Source organism: Phreatobacter sp., assembly GCF_030691135.1.
Lineage (GTDB): Bacteria > Pseudomonadota > Alphaproteobacteria > Rhizobiales > Phreatobacteraceae > Phreatobacter.
This window is the reverse complement of the sequence record NZ_JAUYFA010000005.1, coordinates 24,870-40,638: the sequence shown is the minus strand read 5'-3', so window position 1 is coordinate 40,638 and position 15,769 is coordinate 24,870. Positions and strand designations below refer to the sequence as shown.

Sequence of the window (15,769 nt, the reverse complement as noted above, 5' to 3'; positions counted from 1 at the left end):
ATGCTTCCGGTCCATTGCCCGTCAACCGGCAGCGGGCAAGGAGACGCTGATCATCATGGCCGGACTGGAACGGGCATTCACGATCACCGCCGCGGTGGAGCCCGCGATCGAGGTCGGGCCGACACCCCTCGGCGAGCGCCGCCTCATACCGATCACCGGCGGCACGGTCGCGGGGCCACGCCTGTCGGGGATCATCCTGCCGGGCGGCACCGACTACCAGCTGGTCCGCGATGCCGGCCTCGCCGAGATCCATGCGCGCTATGTCATCGAGACCCCGAACGGGGCGCGCATCTATGTCGAGAACACCGGCATCCGCCGCGGACCGCCCGACCTGATCGCCCGGCTGCGGCGTGGCGAGCCGGTGGATGCGGCGCAGATCTATTTCCGCACCGTGCCGCGCTTCGAGGCGACGGCGCCCGAACATGCCTGGCTGATGCGCTCGCTCTTCCTCTGCGCGGGGACGCGGCACCCCGATCGCGTCGTCCTCGACGTCTATGAGGTGACCTGACGGGCGCCCCTCCCGCGGCGCCGGCAGGGCGGCCTTGCCGCTGGCGCACTGTTCCTCGGCGCGGCGATCGGCATGATGCCCGCTCCATTCCACGGCAGGCCAGACCGACATGATCACCCACGATTCCCAAGCCGCGCTCGACCGCCTGATGCGCTTCCTCGCCGTCGAGGGCGTGACCGGCCAGGAAAAGGCCATTGCCGAGGATGTCGCCCGGGCGCTGGTGGAGGCCGGCGTGCCGGCCGAGGCCATCGCCTATGACGATGCCAACACGCGCATTCCCGTGCCCACCGAGACGGGCAACCTCATCGTCAAGATCCCGGGCCGGGGCAGCCTCAGCAACGGCGAGCCCCTCCTGTTCTCGACCCATCTCGACACGGTGCCGCTCTGCGCCGGCGCCAAGGCGCGCATCGTCGGCGACAGGATCGTCTCCGGCGGCGACACCGCGCTCGGCGGCGACAACCGCACCGGCTGCGCCGTGCTCGTCTCGCTGGCGGCCGAACTCGCCCGGCAGAACCTCGACCATCCGCCGCTGGTGCTGGTCTTCTGCGTCCGCGAGGAGAGCGGCCTGTGGGGCGCCCGTTACATCGATCTCGACATGGTCGGCCCCGTGGCCATGGGCTTCAACTATGACGGTTCGCGCCCGGCCGACGTCGTCACCGGCGCGGTCGGAGGCGACGGCTGGTCGGTGGAGATCTTCGGCCGCGCCTCGCATGCCGGGGTCGCGCCCGAGCGCGGCATCTCCGCCAGCATGATCGCCGCCATGGCGCTCGCCGATGCCCAGGCCGGCGGCTGGTTCGGCAAGGTCGTCAAGGGCGACAAGACCGGCACCAGCAATGTCGGCACCGTCGCCGGCCGCGACGGCCGCGGCGCCGGCGACGCCACCAATGTCGTCACCGACTATTGCTATGTCGAGGGCGAGAGCCGCAGCCACGACATGGCCTTCGTCGACGCCATCACCGATGCCTTCGAGGCCGCCTTCCACAAGGCTGCCGCGACCCTCATCAGCAGCGAGGGCAAGACCGGCCGCGTCGTCTTCAAGCGCCAGCGCAAGTACCATTCCTTCGCCATCGACCGGAATGCGCCCGTCGTGCAGCGCGGCATCCAGGCGGTCGAGGCCATCGGCCTCACCCCCAATCCGCGCCTCGTCAACGGCGGCCTCGACGCCAATTACCTGACGCTGCACGGCATCCAGACCGTGACCTTCGGCGCCGGGCAGAACGAGGCCCATACCGTCGACGAATGGGTCGACATCCCCGCCTTCCAGAACGCCTGCCGGCTGGCCGTCGCGCTGGCCACCGCGCGCTAGCAAGAACGATCGGCGTCTTGACGAGAAGGGCGCTGCCGGCCTTGCCGGCGGGCCCGCCACAACCACAACAGAGCCGCCGGATGCGCGGCCGTGAGGGAGACCGTCCATGCCCCATCCGCGCCCCTATCGCGGCGTCTTTCCCGTCGTGCCCACCATCTTCCACGCCGACGGGACGCTCGACCTCGACGGTCAGCGCCGCTGCGTCGATTTCATGATCGATGCTGGCTCGCAGGGCCTGTGCATCCTCGCCAATTTCTCCGAGCAGTTCGTCCTGACCGACGATGAGCGCGAGACGGTGATGCAGGCCGTGCTCGCTCATGTGGCCGGGCGCGTGCCGGTCATCGTCACGACGACGCATTTCGCCAGCCACATCTGCGCCGAGCGTTCGCGGCGGGCACAGGATCTCGGCGCCGCCATGGTGATGATCATGCCGCCCTATCACGGCGCGACATTCCGCGTCGGCGAGCCGGCCATCGAGGCGTTCTTCCGCACCGTGTCCAACGCGATCTCCATCCCGATCATGATCCAGGATGCGCCGGTCGCCGGCACGCCGCTGTCGCCCGCCTTCCTGGCGAAACTGGCGCGCGAGATCGAGAACGTCGCCTATTTCAAGATCGAGGTGGCCCAGGCCGCCGCCAAGCTGCGGACGCTCCTCGAACTCGGCGGCGACGCCATCGAGGGCCCATGGGACGGCGAGGAGGCGATCACGCTGATGGCCGATCTCGATGCCGGCGCCACCGGCTCGATGACGGGGGGCGGTTATCCCGACGGGATCCGCACCATCATCGACCCCTATCTCGCCGGAGACCGCGCCGCGGCCAAGGCCGCCTATGAGCGCTGGCTGCCGCTGATCAATTACGAGAACCGGCAATGCGGGCTCGCCGCCGCCAAGATCCTGATGCAGGAGGGTGGCGTCATCGCATCCGCCGCGCTCCGCCACCCCCTCGCTCTGCCGCATCCGGCGGCGCAGGAGGGGCTGATCGAACTCGCACGCGAGCGGGGAGCGATGGTGCTCACCTGGGGCCGGTGAGCACCAAGCGGTTCCGTCAGGCCGTATAGGGCGTGCCGGTGCTGCGCCAGGACGACGGCATCGGTATGCGCGCATAGTCGATCGCGGGGAGAGGCGGGCCGCGCGGCCGCGCGTGGTCCGGGAGCGCGCATGCACGCCTGGTGCGGTGACGCCGAGAAGCGTGGCGATGGTGGAGACAACACCGCCAGACACCACCAACAGCAGGGTAGGGACATAGCCGTCGACAAGGACGAGACCAAGGGCGGCCGATCGCCGGCCACCAGGCGATGGGCTTGGACAGGGCGAGAACGTCAGGCGCACCCGGATTGTTCATTCCGGCAGCGTAGGATCGCCTCGCCGAAGTGTCAATTTTTCTTTACATTAAAAAATGTCAATCGGAATCGAGAGTCGGATCGTCCATGATCCCGAAGCGACGCATCTTGAGATAGAGACTCTGGCGGCTCAGGCCGAGGAGTTCCGCCGCTGTGGCGCGGTTGTCGTGGGTCATTTCGAGCGCGGCCTCGATGCACAGCCTCTCGATGATATCGGTCGTCTCGCGCACGAGTTCCTTCAGCGAGACGCGCCCGACGAGTTCAGTGAACTGGTCCACCGACCGCGGCAGCAGCTGGTTCTTGCCGCTCGCCGCGGGTGCGGGCCTCGCCGTGGAACGAATGACGAAGCCGTAGCAGGGGAAATCCGAGGCTTCGACCAGGACCGCCGAGACTTCCACCGTCTCGGTGACACCGAAGGCGCCGCGTATGATGGTCGAGAAGTTGCGCACCGACCCGAAGTCGCGCAGCGTCGAGGTCAGGGTCGGAAAGTCGATCCCCATCCGCCCGAGCCACTCGCCCAGCTGGTGGCCGCGGGCCTGGTCGATCGTGGCGAGCTGGACGACTTCGAGGAAGGCCGGATTGGCCTCCACGACATTGCCTTCCAGGTCGGTGACGACGAAACCGTCGGGCAGTTTCTCGATCAGGTCGAGATAGCGCGTCGAACCGGAAGACTGTGCCTTGCTGCCGGCCTCTTCGAGCGCGATCAGGCGCACCAGGACGAGGGTCGTGCCATCGTTGCGGAACAGCGATGCGGTCGCGTCGAAATGGCGCCCGTTGGCGGCGCTGGCGACGCGCACGGTGACGGAGGTCTGCCCGCCTGCCGACCGCGACAGCAGCGCCTCAATGTCGCTTGCGCCCTTGTCGTCGAACAACTGGCCGAGCGCGCGTCCGATGAGGCGCCCGGAGGAGGGCGCGAGGGCTTCGAGCGCCGCAGGATTGGCCTCGACCACCTTTCGCGAGGTGATCTCGGCGATCAGGATGGGCTCGCTCGTCATCTGGAACAGGGCACGGTAGCGCGTCTCCGCGGCCCGCAACCTGACGTAGTCGCGTTCCATTGCCTGCTGTGCCTTGACCAGCTGCTGCTGCAGACCGGACAGGGCGCTGAGGTCGCGGCCGACGATCACGACGTTGCCCGGGGATTTTCCCTTGGCGGCGGAGTAGCGGATGGGAATGGTCGCCTGCGGGTCCGCACCCTTGTGATTGATCTCGCGCAGCGCCGAGGCGGCTCCCCTGGTGGCCTCGCTCAGCAGGGCGGCGGCCTTTTGCCGGCTGTCCGGGGCGATCGTGTCGATCCACGGCTGCCCCATCCAGGTCCGCGCGTCGCCGGCGATCGCCGTGTCGGTACTGGTCTGCAGGTCGCGAACGATACCGTCGCTGTCGACCACGAGGACGATATCTGCGACGATCGAGGCGATAGCCATCGCCGTCTTTCCATCAAGACCGACCAATGCGTTGGGATCAGGCGTTGACATGAGAAGCTTCGCTGTTGGTCGTTCGCTTCGGGAATGCGGGCGTCAAGGTCACGGTTCAATTGCCTGCGTGGGATCGCGGCACCAATCCCACCAGACCCTCCGCGATCTTAAGGGCTTCCCGGCCGTCGGATGCAGAGGCATTGGCGCCAACTAAGGCGTAGCGTTCAGAATTGCCGTTGAAAGTGGCTCCTCCAACCAGAACGCCGATCGACCGATTCCGTGACCTGCGACGCATCTGGCTTATGGCTGATGTCAACTTCTCTATCAACTCGGCGGCGTCACAGATAGCGGCCGGACCTCTGCAGCACCTCGATCTCATAGCCGTCGGGATCGGCGATGAAGAAGAAGCGGGCCAGCACCTGTCCGCCGGGGGCGAAGTCGACGAGCTTGCGTGGCGCCAGGCCGGCGGCGGTCAGCCGCATGTGTTCCCCATCCAAATCGTCGACCGAAACGGCGAGATGACCGTAGCCGTCGCCGCGCTGATAGGGCTCGGTCCGGCCCTTGTTGATAGTGAGTTCGAGCTCGAACCCGGTCTCGCGATTGGCGAGATAGACCAGCGTGAAGGTCTCGAAGTCGAGCCTTTCTGCCACTTCAAGCCCGAAAGCCGTCCGGTAGAAGGCGAGGGATCGCGCCTCGTCGAGCACACGGATCATCGTGTGGATCATCTTCGCCATGGGCCTCTCCTCGGGCATCGCGCGTCGGGTCGCGGTTCGGAACGACGGGAGAGCAGCATCCGGCGGCGCCCGCCGCAAGGCCCGGCCAAGGCGTTCGCCTCGCCGCCGCCTGTCGGTCGTCGACCCGTCCTCAGCCGGCCCCGCGGTTAGGAACCTGTCCCAAGCCCTCTCCGTTGAGCCCTCACTGTCAACGGAGGCATGACACATGAAGACGATCCTATCCGCAGTGGCCGTCCTGGCGCTGGTGAGTACCGGCGCGCTGGCCCAGACGACGAACCCGCCCGCAGGAACCACGCCGACGGCGCCCCCCTCCGGCACTGCGCCGACCACGGCTCCCCGCACCACCGCCCCGACGGCACCGGCGGCCACCACCACGGCGCGCACCGTCAACGCCTCACCCCTCGAGAACGGCGCCAACAGCTTCACCGAAGGCCAGGCGAGCGAGCGCTTCCTCGAAGCCGGGATCACCGCCATGACCGGGCTGGCCAAGGACGCCAACGGGATCTGGCGCGGCCGCGGCCAGTGGCAGGGCCGGGCCGTCGAGATCGGCATCGACTACCGCGGCAACATCCAGGCGCACTGAACAGCAAGGAAGAAACTCATGGATCAATCAGTCACGGCAATCTTCGACACCTATGCCGCCGCCTCCAACGCCATCGATCGGGTGAGGCGAGAGGGCATCGCCGATCGCGATGTGTCCGTCATGTCGAACGACACGACGATGGAGCGGTCGTCCTACCGGAACTATTCACACAACGAGGCGGCCGATGAAGGCACTGGTGCCGGCACCGGTGCCACCATGGGCGCCGTCGCAGGTGGTGCCGCAGGTCTGCTCGCCGGCATGGGGCTCCTCGCCATTCCGGGCCTCGGCCCGGTGGTCGCAGCCGGCTGGCTCGCCGCGACGCTCGTCGGTGCCGGCGCCGGTGGCGTTGCCGGCGGCCTCGTCGGTGCACTCGTGGGCTCCGGCCTGTCCGAGGACGACGCGCATGGCTATGCCGAGGGCCTGCGCCGCGGCGGCACCGTCGTGACGGTCCGCGTTCGCAATGGCGATCCCGCCCGGATCCGCCAGTTGCTCGACGAGGGCGCCTATGACGTCAACGAGCGTTCGCAGACCTGGCGGAGCGAAGGCTGGCAGGGCCGCGCGTCCTGACATCCCCGCGACCGACGATCCTGACACGGGGGCAAAGACATCCTCCGGGTCAGGGTGGCACCGGGGCCTCCGCCGCCCCGTCGCACGCGAGAATCGCGTTTAGGAACGTCCACGGGCCCGAACAGTTGTCCAGGCACGCTGCCGCGAAACCGGGGGGTTCGTGACGGCCGATGCGCCCGATGCCATCCACGAGATTGCCGCGAGACGTTTCAAGACATTGCGCCGACGCGGCGCGTCGGGGTCACGGAGGGGGCGGGCGGCGGTCCCCACGCGGTTCCGACGCCCCCGGGTTCCGGACCTTCCGGGGTGAGTTCAGCCGGCACGGATGAAGGGCAGACGTCTTTCCATGAGCTTGAATCAAAAACCGCGCGACCCGCCGCCGAAGACCTTGATCGCCCCCGCGATGCGGGATCGCCGTTACGATGCCGGCGATTGGGTCCAGGTCCGCTCGGGCGGCGCGCCGATGCAGGTCGTCGGCTACGAGGGCAACGGCGATGCGCTCTGCCGGTTGGGCGACAGGACCTTCGCCATGCCGCAACTCCTCCTGCGCCCGGTGAGTGACAAGCCGCAGCGGCGCGGCCGCAAGCCTGGAATCAGTCCGGCCAAGCTCCCGGCACCCGAACCGGCTCTCGCCGGGACGGCCGGACCGCCGGAGGCTGTTTCCGGCCGTCCCGCCAAACAATAGCGTGTCCCGATCGAACCGCCGCGCCGGCCTCGCGAAGCTAGCCTCGCCGTCCCGCAGCGGGTGAACGCAGCCATAAGTTACGCCCTTGATCGCCGACGCGCCGTCCTGTCCTGCCGCTCCGTTTTGGAACCATATCCGGGCCTACGGGTTACCGACTGTCAGCGCAACTCCGACCCAAAGCTCCCTGCATGGCTTCCGCCTCAGTCTACCACCTCGCCGAGATCGACCAGATGATCGAGCGGTTGCGCGCCGACCTCAGGGACATCAGCGAGCGTGCTGCGAGCGCCGCCGGCAGCGCGACGGAGGAGCGTCTGGCGGACATGCTCTCGACGCAGGAAGGGCGCCTTCACGACCTGTTGGCAGCCCGGGAGGAGATCGTCGCCAAGGGCGGTCGCGACGACTATGTCGAAAGCCAGCCCGGCGGCCCCCGGGACGATCTGATGGACCGCCCCAACAAGGCGCCGGGGGCCCGGTAGACCGGCTGACTGGGGCTCCGCGGCCCTCGCATGTTGCCGCGACCATGACGTTGCGATGATGGGCCGCCAGCGCCTCTCGCGGGGTCGAAGTCCCTGAAATGATTGATCTGGCGCAAACACGAAGGCTCCGGGACGCCGATCGGCGGCTCGGACCACCAGGTCGCGATGTGTTTGTCACATGGCGGGTCTAGTGCCGCGGACAACCCGAGGAAAACCCGACCATGACCGAGACCACGAGCGGCACCGCACCGGCCATCCCGCCATCCTTGCCTTCGGCCACGGTGCCGCCGGCCGCTGCCTCCACTGGACCTCCCGCCCTGTCGGCGCTTGCGACGTTCGACCAGTCGCTCCGGGCGCTCGCGGCACATGCGTCCGGGGGCGTCTCGGCCTATTCGATGGCTTCGGCCTGGCTCGACTGGGCCTGGCACATGACCATCGCTCCCGGCCGGCGGATCGAGATCGCGCTGGAGGCTGCACGCGAGCTGGCGAATCTCAGCCAGCCGGTCGTCGCCGGCGGCCCGGACGAGGCCAGCCCTGTCGATCACCGCTTCGTCGATCCCGGTTGGCAGAACCAGCCTTTCCGGGCCTGGCGCGACGGCTTCCTCGCCGCCGAGCGGATCGTCGCCAAGTCCACCGAGCCGGTCCCCGGCATGCAGCCCGGCAATGCCCGCCGCGTCGGCTTCATGATGCGCCAGGCCATGGCCATCGCATCGCCCGCCCACTGGCCGGCCACCAACCCCGAGGTCCTGCGCAAGACCCGCGTCGAGAACGGCGCCAACCTCGTCCGCGGAGCGAAGGCACTGAAGGATGAACTTGTGCGCAGCGCCTCGGGCGAGACGGCCGCGGCAACCATTCGCGTGGGGATCGACACCGCCGCGACGCCGGGCACGGTCGTGTACCGCAACGCGTTGATGGAACTGATCCAGTATGCGCCTGCGACCGCCGAGGTCAGACGCGAGCCCGTCCTGATCGTTCCGGCCTGGATCATGAAATACTACATCCTGGATCTCGCGCCCGACCGGTCGCTGATCCGCCATCTCGTGCAGCAGGGCCACACTGTCTTCGTCATGTCGTGGAAGAACCCGACGGCCGAGGACCGCGACAACGTCTTCGACGACTATCGCCGCCGCGGCCTTCTCGAGGCGCTGCAGGTCGTCGAAGCCATCGTGCCAGACACGCCCGTGCATGCCTGCGGCTATTGTCTCGGCGGGACCATGCTCGCCATCGCTGCGGCCGTCGCTGCCCGCGAGGGCAAGTCGCCCTTCGCCAGCGTCACCCTTCTCGCCGCTCAGGTGGATTTCAGCGAGGCCGGCGAGCTCATGATGTTCATCGACGAGAGCCAGGTGACCGCGCTCGAGGACCTGATGTGGGGGCAGGGCGTGCTCCAGACCGACCAGATGGGAGCGGCCTTCCGCTCCCTGCGCTCCGACGACCTCGTCTGGGCACAGGCCATCAAGGCCTACTGGCTGGGCGAACAGGCGCTGGAATCCGATCTCACCGCCTGGAATGCCGATCAGACGCGCCTGCCCTATCGCATGCACTCGGAATATCTGCGCGGCCTCTTCCTCGAGAACCGCCTCACCGCCGGCCGCTTCGCCGTCGATGGCGCCACCGTGGCGCTTAAGGACATCCGCTGTCCGCTCTTCGTCGTCGGGACCGAAACCGATCACATCGCGCCCTGGCGCTCGGTGTACAAGATCCAGCTGTTCACCGATGCCGAGACGACCTTCGTCCTGACCAGCGGGGGCCACAATGCCGGCATCGTCTCGGAGCCGGGCCACAGGAACCGCCGGCACCGCATCGCCACGCGCCGTCCCGGCGAGCCCTATGTCAGTCCGGATGCCTGGATTGCGCACCATGAACCGCGTGCCGGCTCCTGGTGGCCGGAATGGTTCGGCTGGCTCGCCGAGCGCGGGTCTGAGACGCTCGTCGCGCCGCCGGCCATCGGCGCGCCCGACAAGGGCTACCCAGCCCTGATGCCGGCTCCCGGTACCTATGTCTTCGGCCGCTGAAAACATGACCATGCCGCCCGTATCCGATCATGCCCTCATCGAAAACCGCACCTTCGACGAACTGGAAATCGGCGACGCCGCCAGCCTGTCGCGCGTGCTGACCCAGCGTGATATCGCGCTTTTCGCCATCGTCTCGGGGGATGTGAACCCGGCGCATCTCGACCCGGCCTATGCCGAGACCGACATGTTCCATGAGGTCATCGCCCACGGCATGTGGGGCGGCGCCCTGGTGTCCGCCGTTCTCGGCACCGTGCTGCCCGGCCCCGGCACGATCTATCTCGGCCAGGAGCTGAAGTTTCGGCGTCCGGTGAAGCTCGGCGACGCGGTGACGGCACGCGTCACGCTCGTCGAGAAGCACGCCGACAAGGTCGTCGCCGTCTTCGACTGCCAGTTGACCAATCAGTTCGGAGAGACCGTCGTCGAGGGCCGCGCTCATGTGAAGGCCCCGACGGAAAAGGTCGTCCGGCCACGCGTCGCCCTGCCGAGCGTCGCGCTCCATGACGGCGGTCCCGACCCGCAGGACCTCACTGGCAAGCGGGGCCTCGTCATCGGCATCGCCAACGATCAGTCGATCGCCTATGGCTGCGCCCGCGCCATGCGCCAGGCCGGCGCCGAGCTCGCCGTCACCTATCTGAACGACAAGGCGCAGCCGCATGTGCGCCCCCTTGCCGAGCAACTGGGGTGCAGCCTCGTCCTGCCCTGCGACGTGCGCGAGCCGGGCCAGCTGGAAGAGACCTTCGCGTCTGTGGCGAAGGCATGGGGGCGCCTCGACTTCGTGCTCCATTCCATCGCCTATGCACCGCGCGAGGACCTTCACGGTCGGCTGACCGATACGTCGGCCGCAGGTTTCGCCACCGCGATGGACGTTTCCTGCCATTCCTTTCTGCGCATGGCGCGTCTCGCCGAGCCGCTGATGAGCGAGGGAGGCACCCTCCTGACCGTGACCTTCTACGGGTCGTCGCGGGTGGTCGAGCACTACAATCTGATGGGACCGGTCAAGGCTGCGCTGGAGAGCAGCGTCCGCTATCTCGCGGCCGAACTCGGTCCGCATGACATTCGTGTCCACGCGATCTCGCCGGGCCCGATCCGCACCCGCGCAGCCAGCGGCATCGACCGCTTCGACGAACTGATGGCGCGCGAGGCGGCCGTCGCGCCGCAGCGCCACCTGGCCGACATCGCCGATGTCGGCGCGCTCGCCCGCTTCCTCGTCAGCGATGCGGCGCGCCGCATCACCGGCACGGTCATCCCCGTCGACGGCGGACGCCACGTCCTCGGCTGAGACGGATCCTCGTCACGATCGTGCGGCGAAATCGGCGGCGAGCAGACCGAGATTGGCGAGGACGCCGCAGACCGGAACCCAGATTGGGCAGACGAAGACGCCTTCCGGCGGTCGCTCCTCGCGCAGCTTGATGCGGACGAGCGCGACATTGACGATGACGAAGATCAGGATCGTGCCCTTGGAGGCGAGATCCGCGAGCCCGGCGAGCGGAATGGCGAGGGCCAGGACCAGGATAAGGGCGACACCGACCGCCGTCGCCATCACCGGGGCTTGGCTGCGGGGGTGGACGCGCGCGAGAGCCGCGGGCAATTGTCCGCGGTCGGCGAGCCCGTAAAAGACGCGGGCAATGATGATCATGTTGACGATCACCCCGTTGAGGGTCGCCGCAACCGCCACCGCGCTCATGACGGCGAAGGGCCAGCCGGTCAGCCGCTCGAAGACGAGCGCCAGCGGCGCGCCCGAGGCCGCCAGTTCCTGCGGCGGCACGGCGACGACCGCGATCCAGACGACCAGCGCATAGAGAACCGCGCTCAGGCCCAGCGTCGCGAACAGGGCGCGCGGCAGGGTCCGCCGCTGGTCCTTCATCTCCTCGGAAATGTTGACGAGATGCTCGAACCCGATGAAGGCGAAGACGGCGAGCAGCGCCGTCGAACTGATGCCGGCCCAGACGAGGCCGCTGCCGAGATCGGCGGTCATTTCAGGCAGCCGCGTGACGACGTCTGGGTGCGTCATACCGGCAGCCACGATGACGGCGAGCCCCGCCACCTCGACGATGGTCATCACTCCGGCGAAGCTGACCGACTGCACCGTGGAGCGCATGGCGATGGCGCCCATGACGAGGATCGCTCCGGCGATCAGGACAGGCCCGGGGAGAGGCAGGAAGACGGCGATATAACCGGCGGCGCCGGAACTGATCGTGGCCGCCGAGACCACCGAGGTCGCGACACTGAGCAAGCCGACAGCCAGTGCGAGGCGTCGCCGCCGGAAGGCTTCCTCGACATAGGCCGCCTCGCTGGCCGCGACCGGCATGCGGGTGCCGAGTTCGGCGAAGGTGGCAGCCGAAAAGCCCATCACCAGTGCCGCCAGCACAAAGGCGAGGGGCGCATGCATGCCGCTGCGGCCGGCCGCGAGGCCGACCAGCACGTAGATGCCGGCGCCTATCGTGATGCCGAGGCCGTAGAGCACAGCGTGCGCGAGGGTCAGCTCGCGCGCGAGCTTGCCGGCGGGCGGAGTTGCGGGGGAGGGCGGGTGCATGACGCTCTCTCCTCCCAGATCCACGTCGTGCCTGCTTTGTTGCGGATCAAGCGCGCCGCGGAGCCGGCACTAGACGGAGGGGAGGCCACCGTCGAGGACGGGATCCGGTCCGCCGCGCCTGCTGGTTGCATTCCCCTCGATCGCCGACCGGCCTCGGGCCGCCATAGGGTGGGCGGGCAGGCCGGGCGGCTGCGGCATCGTCCGGTCGCGGCCCTGGGCCTTTGCCAGATAGAGTTGCCGATCGGCCTCCCGGATGATCTCGTCGAGCTTGTGCCGGCCTGTCGTACTGGTGGCGGCGCCGATGCTGCAGGTCAATTCATGGCCGCTCGCCGGAACCAGACCGTGCATCGCCGTCCTGAGTTTCTCGGCGACCTTGACGGCATCGCCCATTTCCGTATCGGGGAGCAGGGCGATGAACTCCTCGCCTCCCCACCGGCAGAACAGGTCGGAGCGTCGGAGGATGGACGCGCACAGCGTCGCGATCGCAATGAGCGCCTCATCACCCGCGGCATGGCCATGCCGGTCGTTCAGCGTCTTGAAGTGATCGACGTCGACGATGAGGATGCTGAAGGACTTCCCGCCGCGGACGAAACGCGCGAGCTCACGCTCTGCGAGGTCGAAGAAGGCCCGACGATTGCCGATGCCGGTCAGGTGGTCAGTGCGCACCGCAAGTTCGAGGGCCGTCTGCGCCGCTATGAGGCGGTAGGCGAGAGACAGGACGGCCGAGGAGACCAGCGGCGCGACGATCGACGGCACGGCGATCGCTGTAAAGACCCATTGGTCGTAAGGTACCGGTTCGGCCAGGAAGACCTGCAGATGCAGGCCCGTGAACGCCAGCGACAGGGCGATGGACACGGCCGTGACCGCGATGACGCTGCGGAACAGGCCGATCCTGACCAGCCAGGCGAGCGTCACCAGCAATATGCCGTCCATCTTCTTCGGCATCAAATTTGTCACATCCGTCGGCGAGGGGACTTCGACAATAATGCCCTAACGTCACTTTAGATGGTCTTGACGCCGCAAGGGAATATCTAGGCTCACGATTTACAAAAAATTTAAGCGCTATCGATAAATTGCGATGAGATCAATCGAGAGTGCCGACCCATGACCTTGGCCAGCATACGCATGAGCGTCAAGATCCCCGCGCTGGTCGTCGCGGCTGCAATGACGACGGCAGCCGTGATGGGCATATCGTCTTTCATGGCGGCACGCACGAATTCGATCGCGATGATCCAGCAGTCGATGGTCGCAGTGGCGACCGAGCGCCAAAAGGCACTCGAGAGCTATTTCAGCGCGATTCGCGAAGACACGTTGCTCATTGCCGGGAGCGACATGGCGCGCGATGCGGTGCGCAGCTTTTCCTCGTCCTGGCGCGACCTGGGTCCGAACGCCGAGGCCAGTCTGCAGCGGCTCTACATCGACGCCAATCCTCATCCGACCGGCAAGAAGGACGAACTCGCCGATGCCGGCGACGGTTCTGCCTATTCCCGCAACCACGCCCGGCTGCACCCCTGGTTCCATCGTCTCCAGCGCGAGCGCGGCTATTACGACGTCTTCGTCTTCGACACGGCGGGCAACCTCGTCTATTCCGTGTTCAAGGAGCGTGATTACGCGACCAATCTCGTTTCGGGCGAGTGGCGCGACAGCGATCTCGGCGTCGCCTTCCGCAACGGCCTCGCTCTGGCTGCCGGTGCCGTTCATGTGACCGACTTCCGCGCCTATGCGCCGTCCGACAATGTTCCCGCCTCGTTCATTTCCACGCCCATCACCGACGAGAACGGCAAGACGATCGGCGTTTTCGCCTATCAGATGCCCGTCGACCGCATCAACGCGGTGATGAACGCTCCCCATGGTCTCGGCACCACCGGCGATGCGATCATCGTTGGACAGGACGGGCTGATGAGGTCCAATTCCCGTTTCACCGCGACCGGTTCCAGCGACATCCTGAAGACCAGCGTCCAGGCGCCTGTTATCACCCAGTCCCTGCGCGGTCAGGCCGGCAGCGGCGACATGACCTACCGGGACGGGGCGAGCCTGGTGGCTTCGGTCCCGTTCAAGTTCGGCGACCTGCGCTGGGCGGTCACGGCCACGCAGGCCGAAAGCGAGGCCCTGGCGCCCGTCAACGCGCTTCGCCAGAACCTGATCGTCATCGCCCTGCTCGTCCTTCTGGCTGTCGGCGTGCTCGGCTATCTCGTCGCCCAGACGTTGACCCGGCCGATCGTCGCTCTGGTGGCCGACATGGGGGCTCTCGCCCGCGGCAAGCACGACATCTCCCTCGTGGGGCTCGATCGCGGCGACGAGATCGGCCTGATGTCGCGTGCCGTCGGCGTGTTTCGCGAAAACGCCATCCGCCGCGAGAGGCTGGAGGCGCAGGCGCGCCGCCAACGCGATCGCGACATGGCCCGCCGGACCAATATGGAAATGCTGGTCGAGCAGTTCAAAGGCGAGGTGTCCGGCGTCATCTCCAATCTGTCGAACGGCACCACGTCCATGCGGTCGGCCGCGGCGGTCCTGTCCCGTGTCGCCGCGACGACGCTCGATCAGGCCACGCGAGCCAGCTCCGCCTCGACGGACGCCAACGGCAACACCCAGACGATCGCTGCCGCCTCCGAAGAACTCGGCGTCTCGATCCGTGAGATCGCCGGCCAGGCCCACAAGGCCAGCGCCATCGTCAACGAGGTCCGCCAGCAGGCGCTCGCCACCAATGACGACGTGACCACCCTCGCCGAGGGTGCCAAGTCCATCGGCCGGGTTGTCGAACTGATCCGCAGCATCGCCGACCAGACCAACCTCCTGGCGCTCAACGCCACGATCGAGGCGGCCCGTGCCGGCGAAGCAGGACGCGGCTTCGCGGTCGTGGCGAGCGAGGTGAAGAGCCTCGCCACGCAGACGGCGCGCGCCACGGACGAGATCGCCGCGCAGATCTTCGCCATCCAGTCGTCGACCGATACTGCGGTCAGTGCCATTGGCGCGATGGCGGTCCGCATCGCCGACATCTCGTCCCTGAACGCTGCCATTGCAGCCGCGGTCGAGGAACAGGATGCGGCGACCCGCGAGATCGCCCAGAACGTGGCGCGTGCCGCAGACGGCAGCCAGATCGTGACGGCCAATGTGGAAGGTGTCGCCTCGTCGGCTTCCGACACCACCGGGGAGGTGACTCGTGTCATGAACACGGCCCAGTCGCTTGGGGAGGCCTCCGATGCCCTGGCGAATTCGGTTGCGGGCTTCCTCGACAGCGTCAACGCCGACCTGTCCGAACGGCGCCGGACCAGCCGCACGACCCTGTGTGAACCCGGCACGATCGAACTCAAGGGTCGTCAGCTCGATGTGGAGGTCGTCGACATCAGCCGTGAGGGCGCCCGGCTCGATGCGGTGATCGACGCTGCCCCGGGCAGCGCCCTCGTGCTGGTTCTGGACGGCATTGCCGCCAAGGGCCGCGTCATCTGGGTCAATGACGGCGGAACCGGAATCGCCTTCGACACCCCGCTCGCCAAGCTGCCGCGCAGCATCGAGACGGTCCTGGCCGCCTGATCCTGAGGGAGGCGACACCGCCCCCCGACCCATCGCGCGATCGTGCCACCCACGGCTGCCGCAACATCGAGATGCTTCTCG

The 15,769-nt window shown here is 67.6% G+C and carries 14 protein-coding genes and 1 pseudogene; 11 read left to right on the top strand and 4 right to left on the bottom strand.

Annotated features, from left to right (window positions below):
- Window positions 1-55: 55 nt before the first annotated feature.
- The 3 genes from Q8O26_RS00690 (at window position 56) to Q8O26_RS00680 (ending at window position 2,844) form a co-directional block, all read left to right on the top strand.
- The gene (locus Q8O26_RS00690; protein ID WP_305572477.1) at window positions 56-508 is read left to right on the top strand and encodes a DUF3237 domain-containing protein; all 453 of its coding nucleotides are present in this window, start codon (window positions 56-58) and stop codon (window positions 506-508) included.
- Between the two features lie 109 nt (window positions 509-617).
- Entirely contained in the window at window positions 618-1,814 is a 1,197-nt protein-coding gene (locus Q8O26_RS00685; RefSeq protein WP_371134408.1) for a M20/M25/M40 family metallo-hydrolase, read from the top strand.
- A 106-nt stretch (window positions 1,815-1,920) separates the two neighbouring features.
- Complete coding sequence (locus Q8O26_RS00680) at window positions 1,921-2,844, top strand: dihydrodipicolinate synthase family protein (RefSeq protein ID WP_305572475.1); 924 nt, start codon at window positions 1,921-1,923, stop codon at window positions 2,842-2,844.
- A gap of 370 nt (window positions 2,845-3,214) precedes the next feature.
- Here Q8O26_RS00680 and ppsR read toward each other — a convergent pair whose 3' ends face one another.
- Both ppsR and Q8O26_RS00670 read right to left on the bottom strand, forming a co-directional pair.
- A complete protein-coding gene (gene ppsR, locus Q8O26_RS00675; RefSeq protein ID WP_305572473.1) occupies window positions 3,215-4,576 on the bottom strand; it encodes a transcriptional regulator PpsR in 1,362 nt (453 codons plus the stop codon).
- Between the two features lie 329 nt (window positions 4,577-4,905).
- Entirely contained in the window at window positions 4,906-5,301 is a 396-nt protein-coding gene (locus Q8O26_RS00670; protein WP_305572470.1) for a VOC family protein, read from the bottom strand.
- 205 nt (window positions 5,302-5,506) lie between these two features.
- Between Q8O26_RS00670 and Q8O26_RS00665 the strand changes: the two genes are divergently transcribed.
- From Q8O26_RS00665 to fabI, 7 genes and pseudogenes are all read left to right on the top strand, one after another.
- A complete protein-coding gene (locus tag Q8O26_RS00665; RefSeq protein WP_305572468.1) occupies window positions 5,507-5,884 on the top strand; it encodes a hypothetical protein in 378 nt (125 codons plus the stop codon).
- An 18-nt stretch (window positions 5,885-5,902) separates the two neighbouring features.
- Window positions 5,903-6,451 (top strand): general stress protein, encoded by a 549-nt coding sequence (locus tag Q8O26_RS00660; protein WP_305572466.1) that lies wholly within the window; start codon window positions 5,903-5,905, stop codon window positions 6,449-6,451.
- A gap of 346 nt (window positions 6,452-6,797) precedes the next feature.
- Window positions 6,798-7,136 carry a hypothetical protein gene (locus Q8O26_RS00655; RefSeq protein ID WP_305572464.1) on the top strand — a complete coding sequence of 113 codons (339 nt, stop codon included), beginning with the start codon at window positions 6,798-6,800 and terminating at the stop codon, window positions 7,134-7,136.
- Window positions 7,137-7,324: 188 nt separating this feature from the next.
- Complete coding sequence (locus Q8O26_RS00650; protein WP_305572462.1) at window positions 7,325-7,612, top strand: hypothetical protein; 288 nt, start codon at window positions 7,325-7,327, stop codon at window positions 7,610-7,612.
- A gap of 221 nt (window positions 7,613-7,833) precedes the next feature.
- Window positions 7,834-9,624 carry an alpha/beta hydrolase gene (locus Q8O26_RS00645; RefSeq protein WP_305572460.1) on the top strand — a complete coding sequence of 597 codons (1,791 nt, stop codon included), beginning with the start codon at window positions 7,834-7,836 and terminating at the stop codon, window positions 9,622-9,624.
- A pseudogene (locus Q8O26_RS00640) lies at window positions 9,608-10,036 on the top strand (MaoC/PaaZ C-terminal domain-containing protein); the annotation flags it as partial. The gene Q8O26_RS00645 and the pseudogene Q8O26_RS00640, both read left to right, overlap by 17 nt.
- A gap of 66 nt (window positions 10,037-10,102) precedes the next feature.
- Entirely contained in the window at window positions 10,103-10,903 is an 801-nt protein-coding gene (gene fabI / locus Q8O26_RS00635) for an enoyl-ACP reductase FabI (protein WP_305572535.1), read from the top strand.
- Window positions 10,904-10,915: 12 nt separating this feature from the next.
- Here fabI and Q8O26_RS00630 read toward each other — a convergent pair whose 3' ends face one another.
- A complete protein-coding gene (locus Q8O26_RS00630) occupies window positions 10,916-12,157 on the bottom strand; it encodes an APC family permease (RefSeq protein WP_305572458.1) in 1,242 nt (413 codons plus the stop codon).
- Between the two features lie 69 nt (window positions 12,158-12,226).
- Window positions 12,227-13,102: a GGDEF domain-containing protein gene (locus Q8O26_RS00625; RefSeq protein ID WP_305572456.1), complete on the bottom strand. Its 876-nt coding sequence runs from the start codon at window positions 13,100-13,102 to the stop codon at window positions 12,227-12,229.
- A gap of 159 nt (window positions 13,103-13,261) precedes the next feature.
- Here Q8O26_RS00625 and Q8O26_RS00620 point away from each other — a divergent pair, with 159 nt between their 5' ends.
- Window positions 13,262-15,688, top strand: a complete 2,427-nt coding sequence (locus Q8O26_RS00620) for a methyl-accepting chemotaxis protein (RefSeq protein ID WP_305572454.1) — start codon at window positions 13,262-13,264, stop codon at window positions 15,686-15,688.
- Window positions 15,689-15,769 lie beyond the last annotated feature (81 nt).

Bases quoted from the DNA above. Each gene is read 5' to 3' on its own strand.
- Q8O26_RS00690 (WP_305572477.1), top strand. From the start codon at position 56: ATGGCCGGACTGGAACGGGCATTCACGATCACCGCCGCGGTGGAGCCC.
- Q8O26_RS00685 (WP_371134408.1), top strand. From the start codon at position 618: ATGATCACCCACGATTCCCAAGCCGCGCTCGACCGCCTGATGCGCTTC.
- Q8O26_RS00680 (WP_305572475.1), top strand. From the start codon at position 1,921: ATGCCCCATCCGCGCCCCTATCGCGGCGTCTTTCCCGTCGTGCCCACC.
- ppsR (WP_305572473.1), bottom strand. From the start codon at position 4,576: ATGGCTATCGCCTCGATCGTCGCAGATATCGTCCTCGTGGTCGACAGC.
- Q8O26_RS00670 (WP_305572470.1), bottom strand. From the start codon at position 5,301: ATGGCGAAGATGATCCACACGATGATCCGTGTGCTCGACGAGGCGCGA.
- Q8O26_RS00665 (WP_305572468.1), top strand. From the start codon at position 5,507: ATGAAGACGATCCTATCCGCAGTGGCCGTCCTGGCGCTGGTGAGTACC.
- Q8O26_RS00660 (WP_305572466.1), top strand. From the start codon at position 5,903: ATGGATCAATCAGTCACGGCAATCTTCGACACCTATGCCGCCGCCTCC.
- Q8O26_RS00655 (WP_305572464.1), top strand. From the start codon at position 6,798: ATGAGCTTGAATCAAAAACCGCGCGACCCGCCGCCGAAGACCTTGATC.
- Q8O26_RS00650 (WP_305572462.1), top strand. From the start codon at position 7,325: ATGGCTTCCGCCTCAGTCTACCACCTCGCCGAGATCGACCAGATGATC.
- Q8O26_RS00645 (WP_305572460.1), top strand. From the start codon at position 7,834: ATGACCGAGACCACGAGCGGCACCGCACCGGCCATCCCGCCATCCTTG.
- Q8O26_RS00630 (WP_305572458.1), bottom strand. From the start codon at position 12,157: ATGCACCCGCCCTCCCCCGCAACTCCGCCCGCCGGCAAGCTCGCGCGC.
- Q8O26_RS00625 (WP_305572456.1), bottom strand. From the start codon at position 13,102: ATGCCGAAGAAGATGGACGGCATATTGCTGGTGACGCTCGCCTGGCTG.
- Q8O26_RS00620 (WP_305572454.1), top strand. From the start codon at position 13,262: ATGACCTTGGCCAGCATACGCATGAGCGTCAAGATCCCCGCGCTGGTC.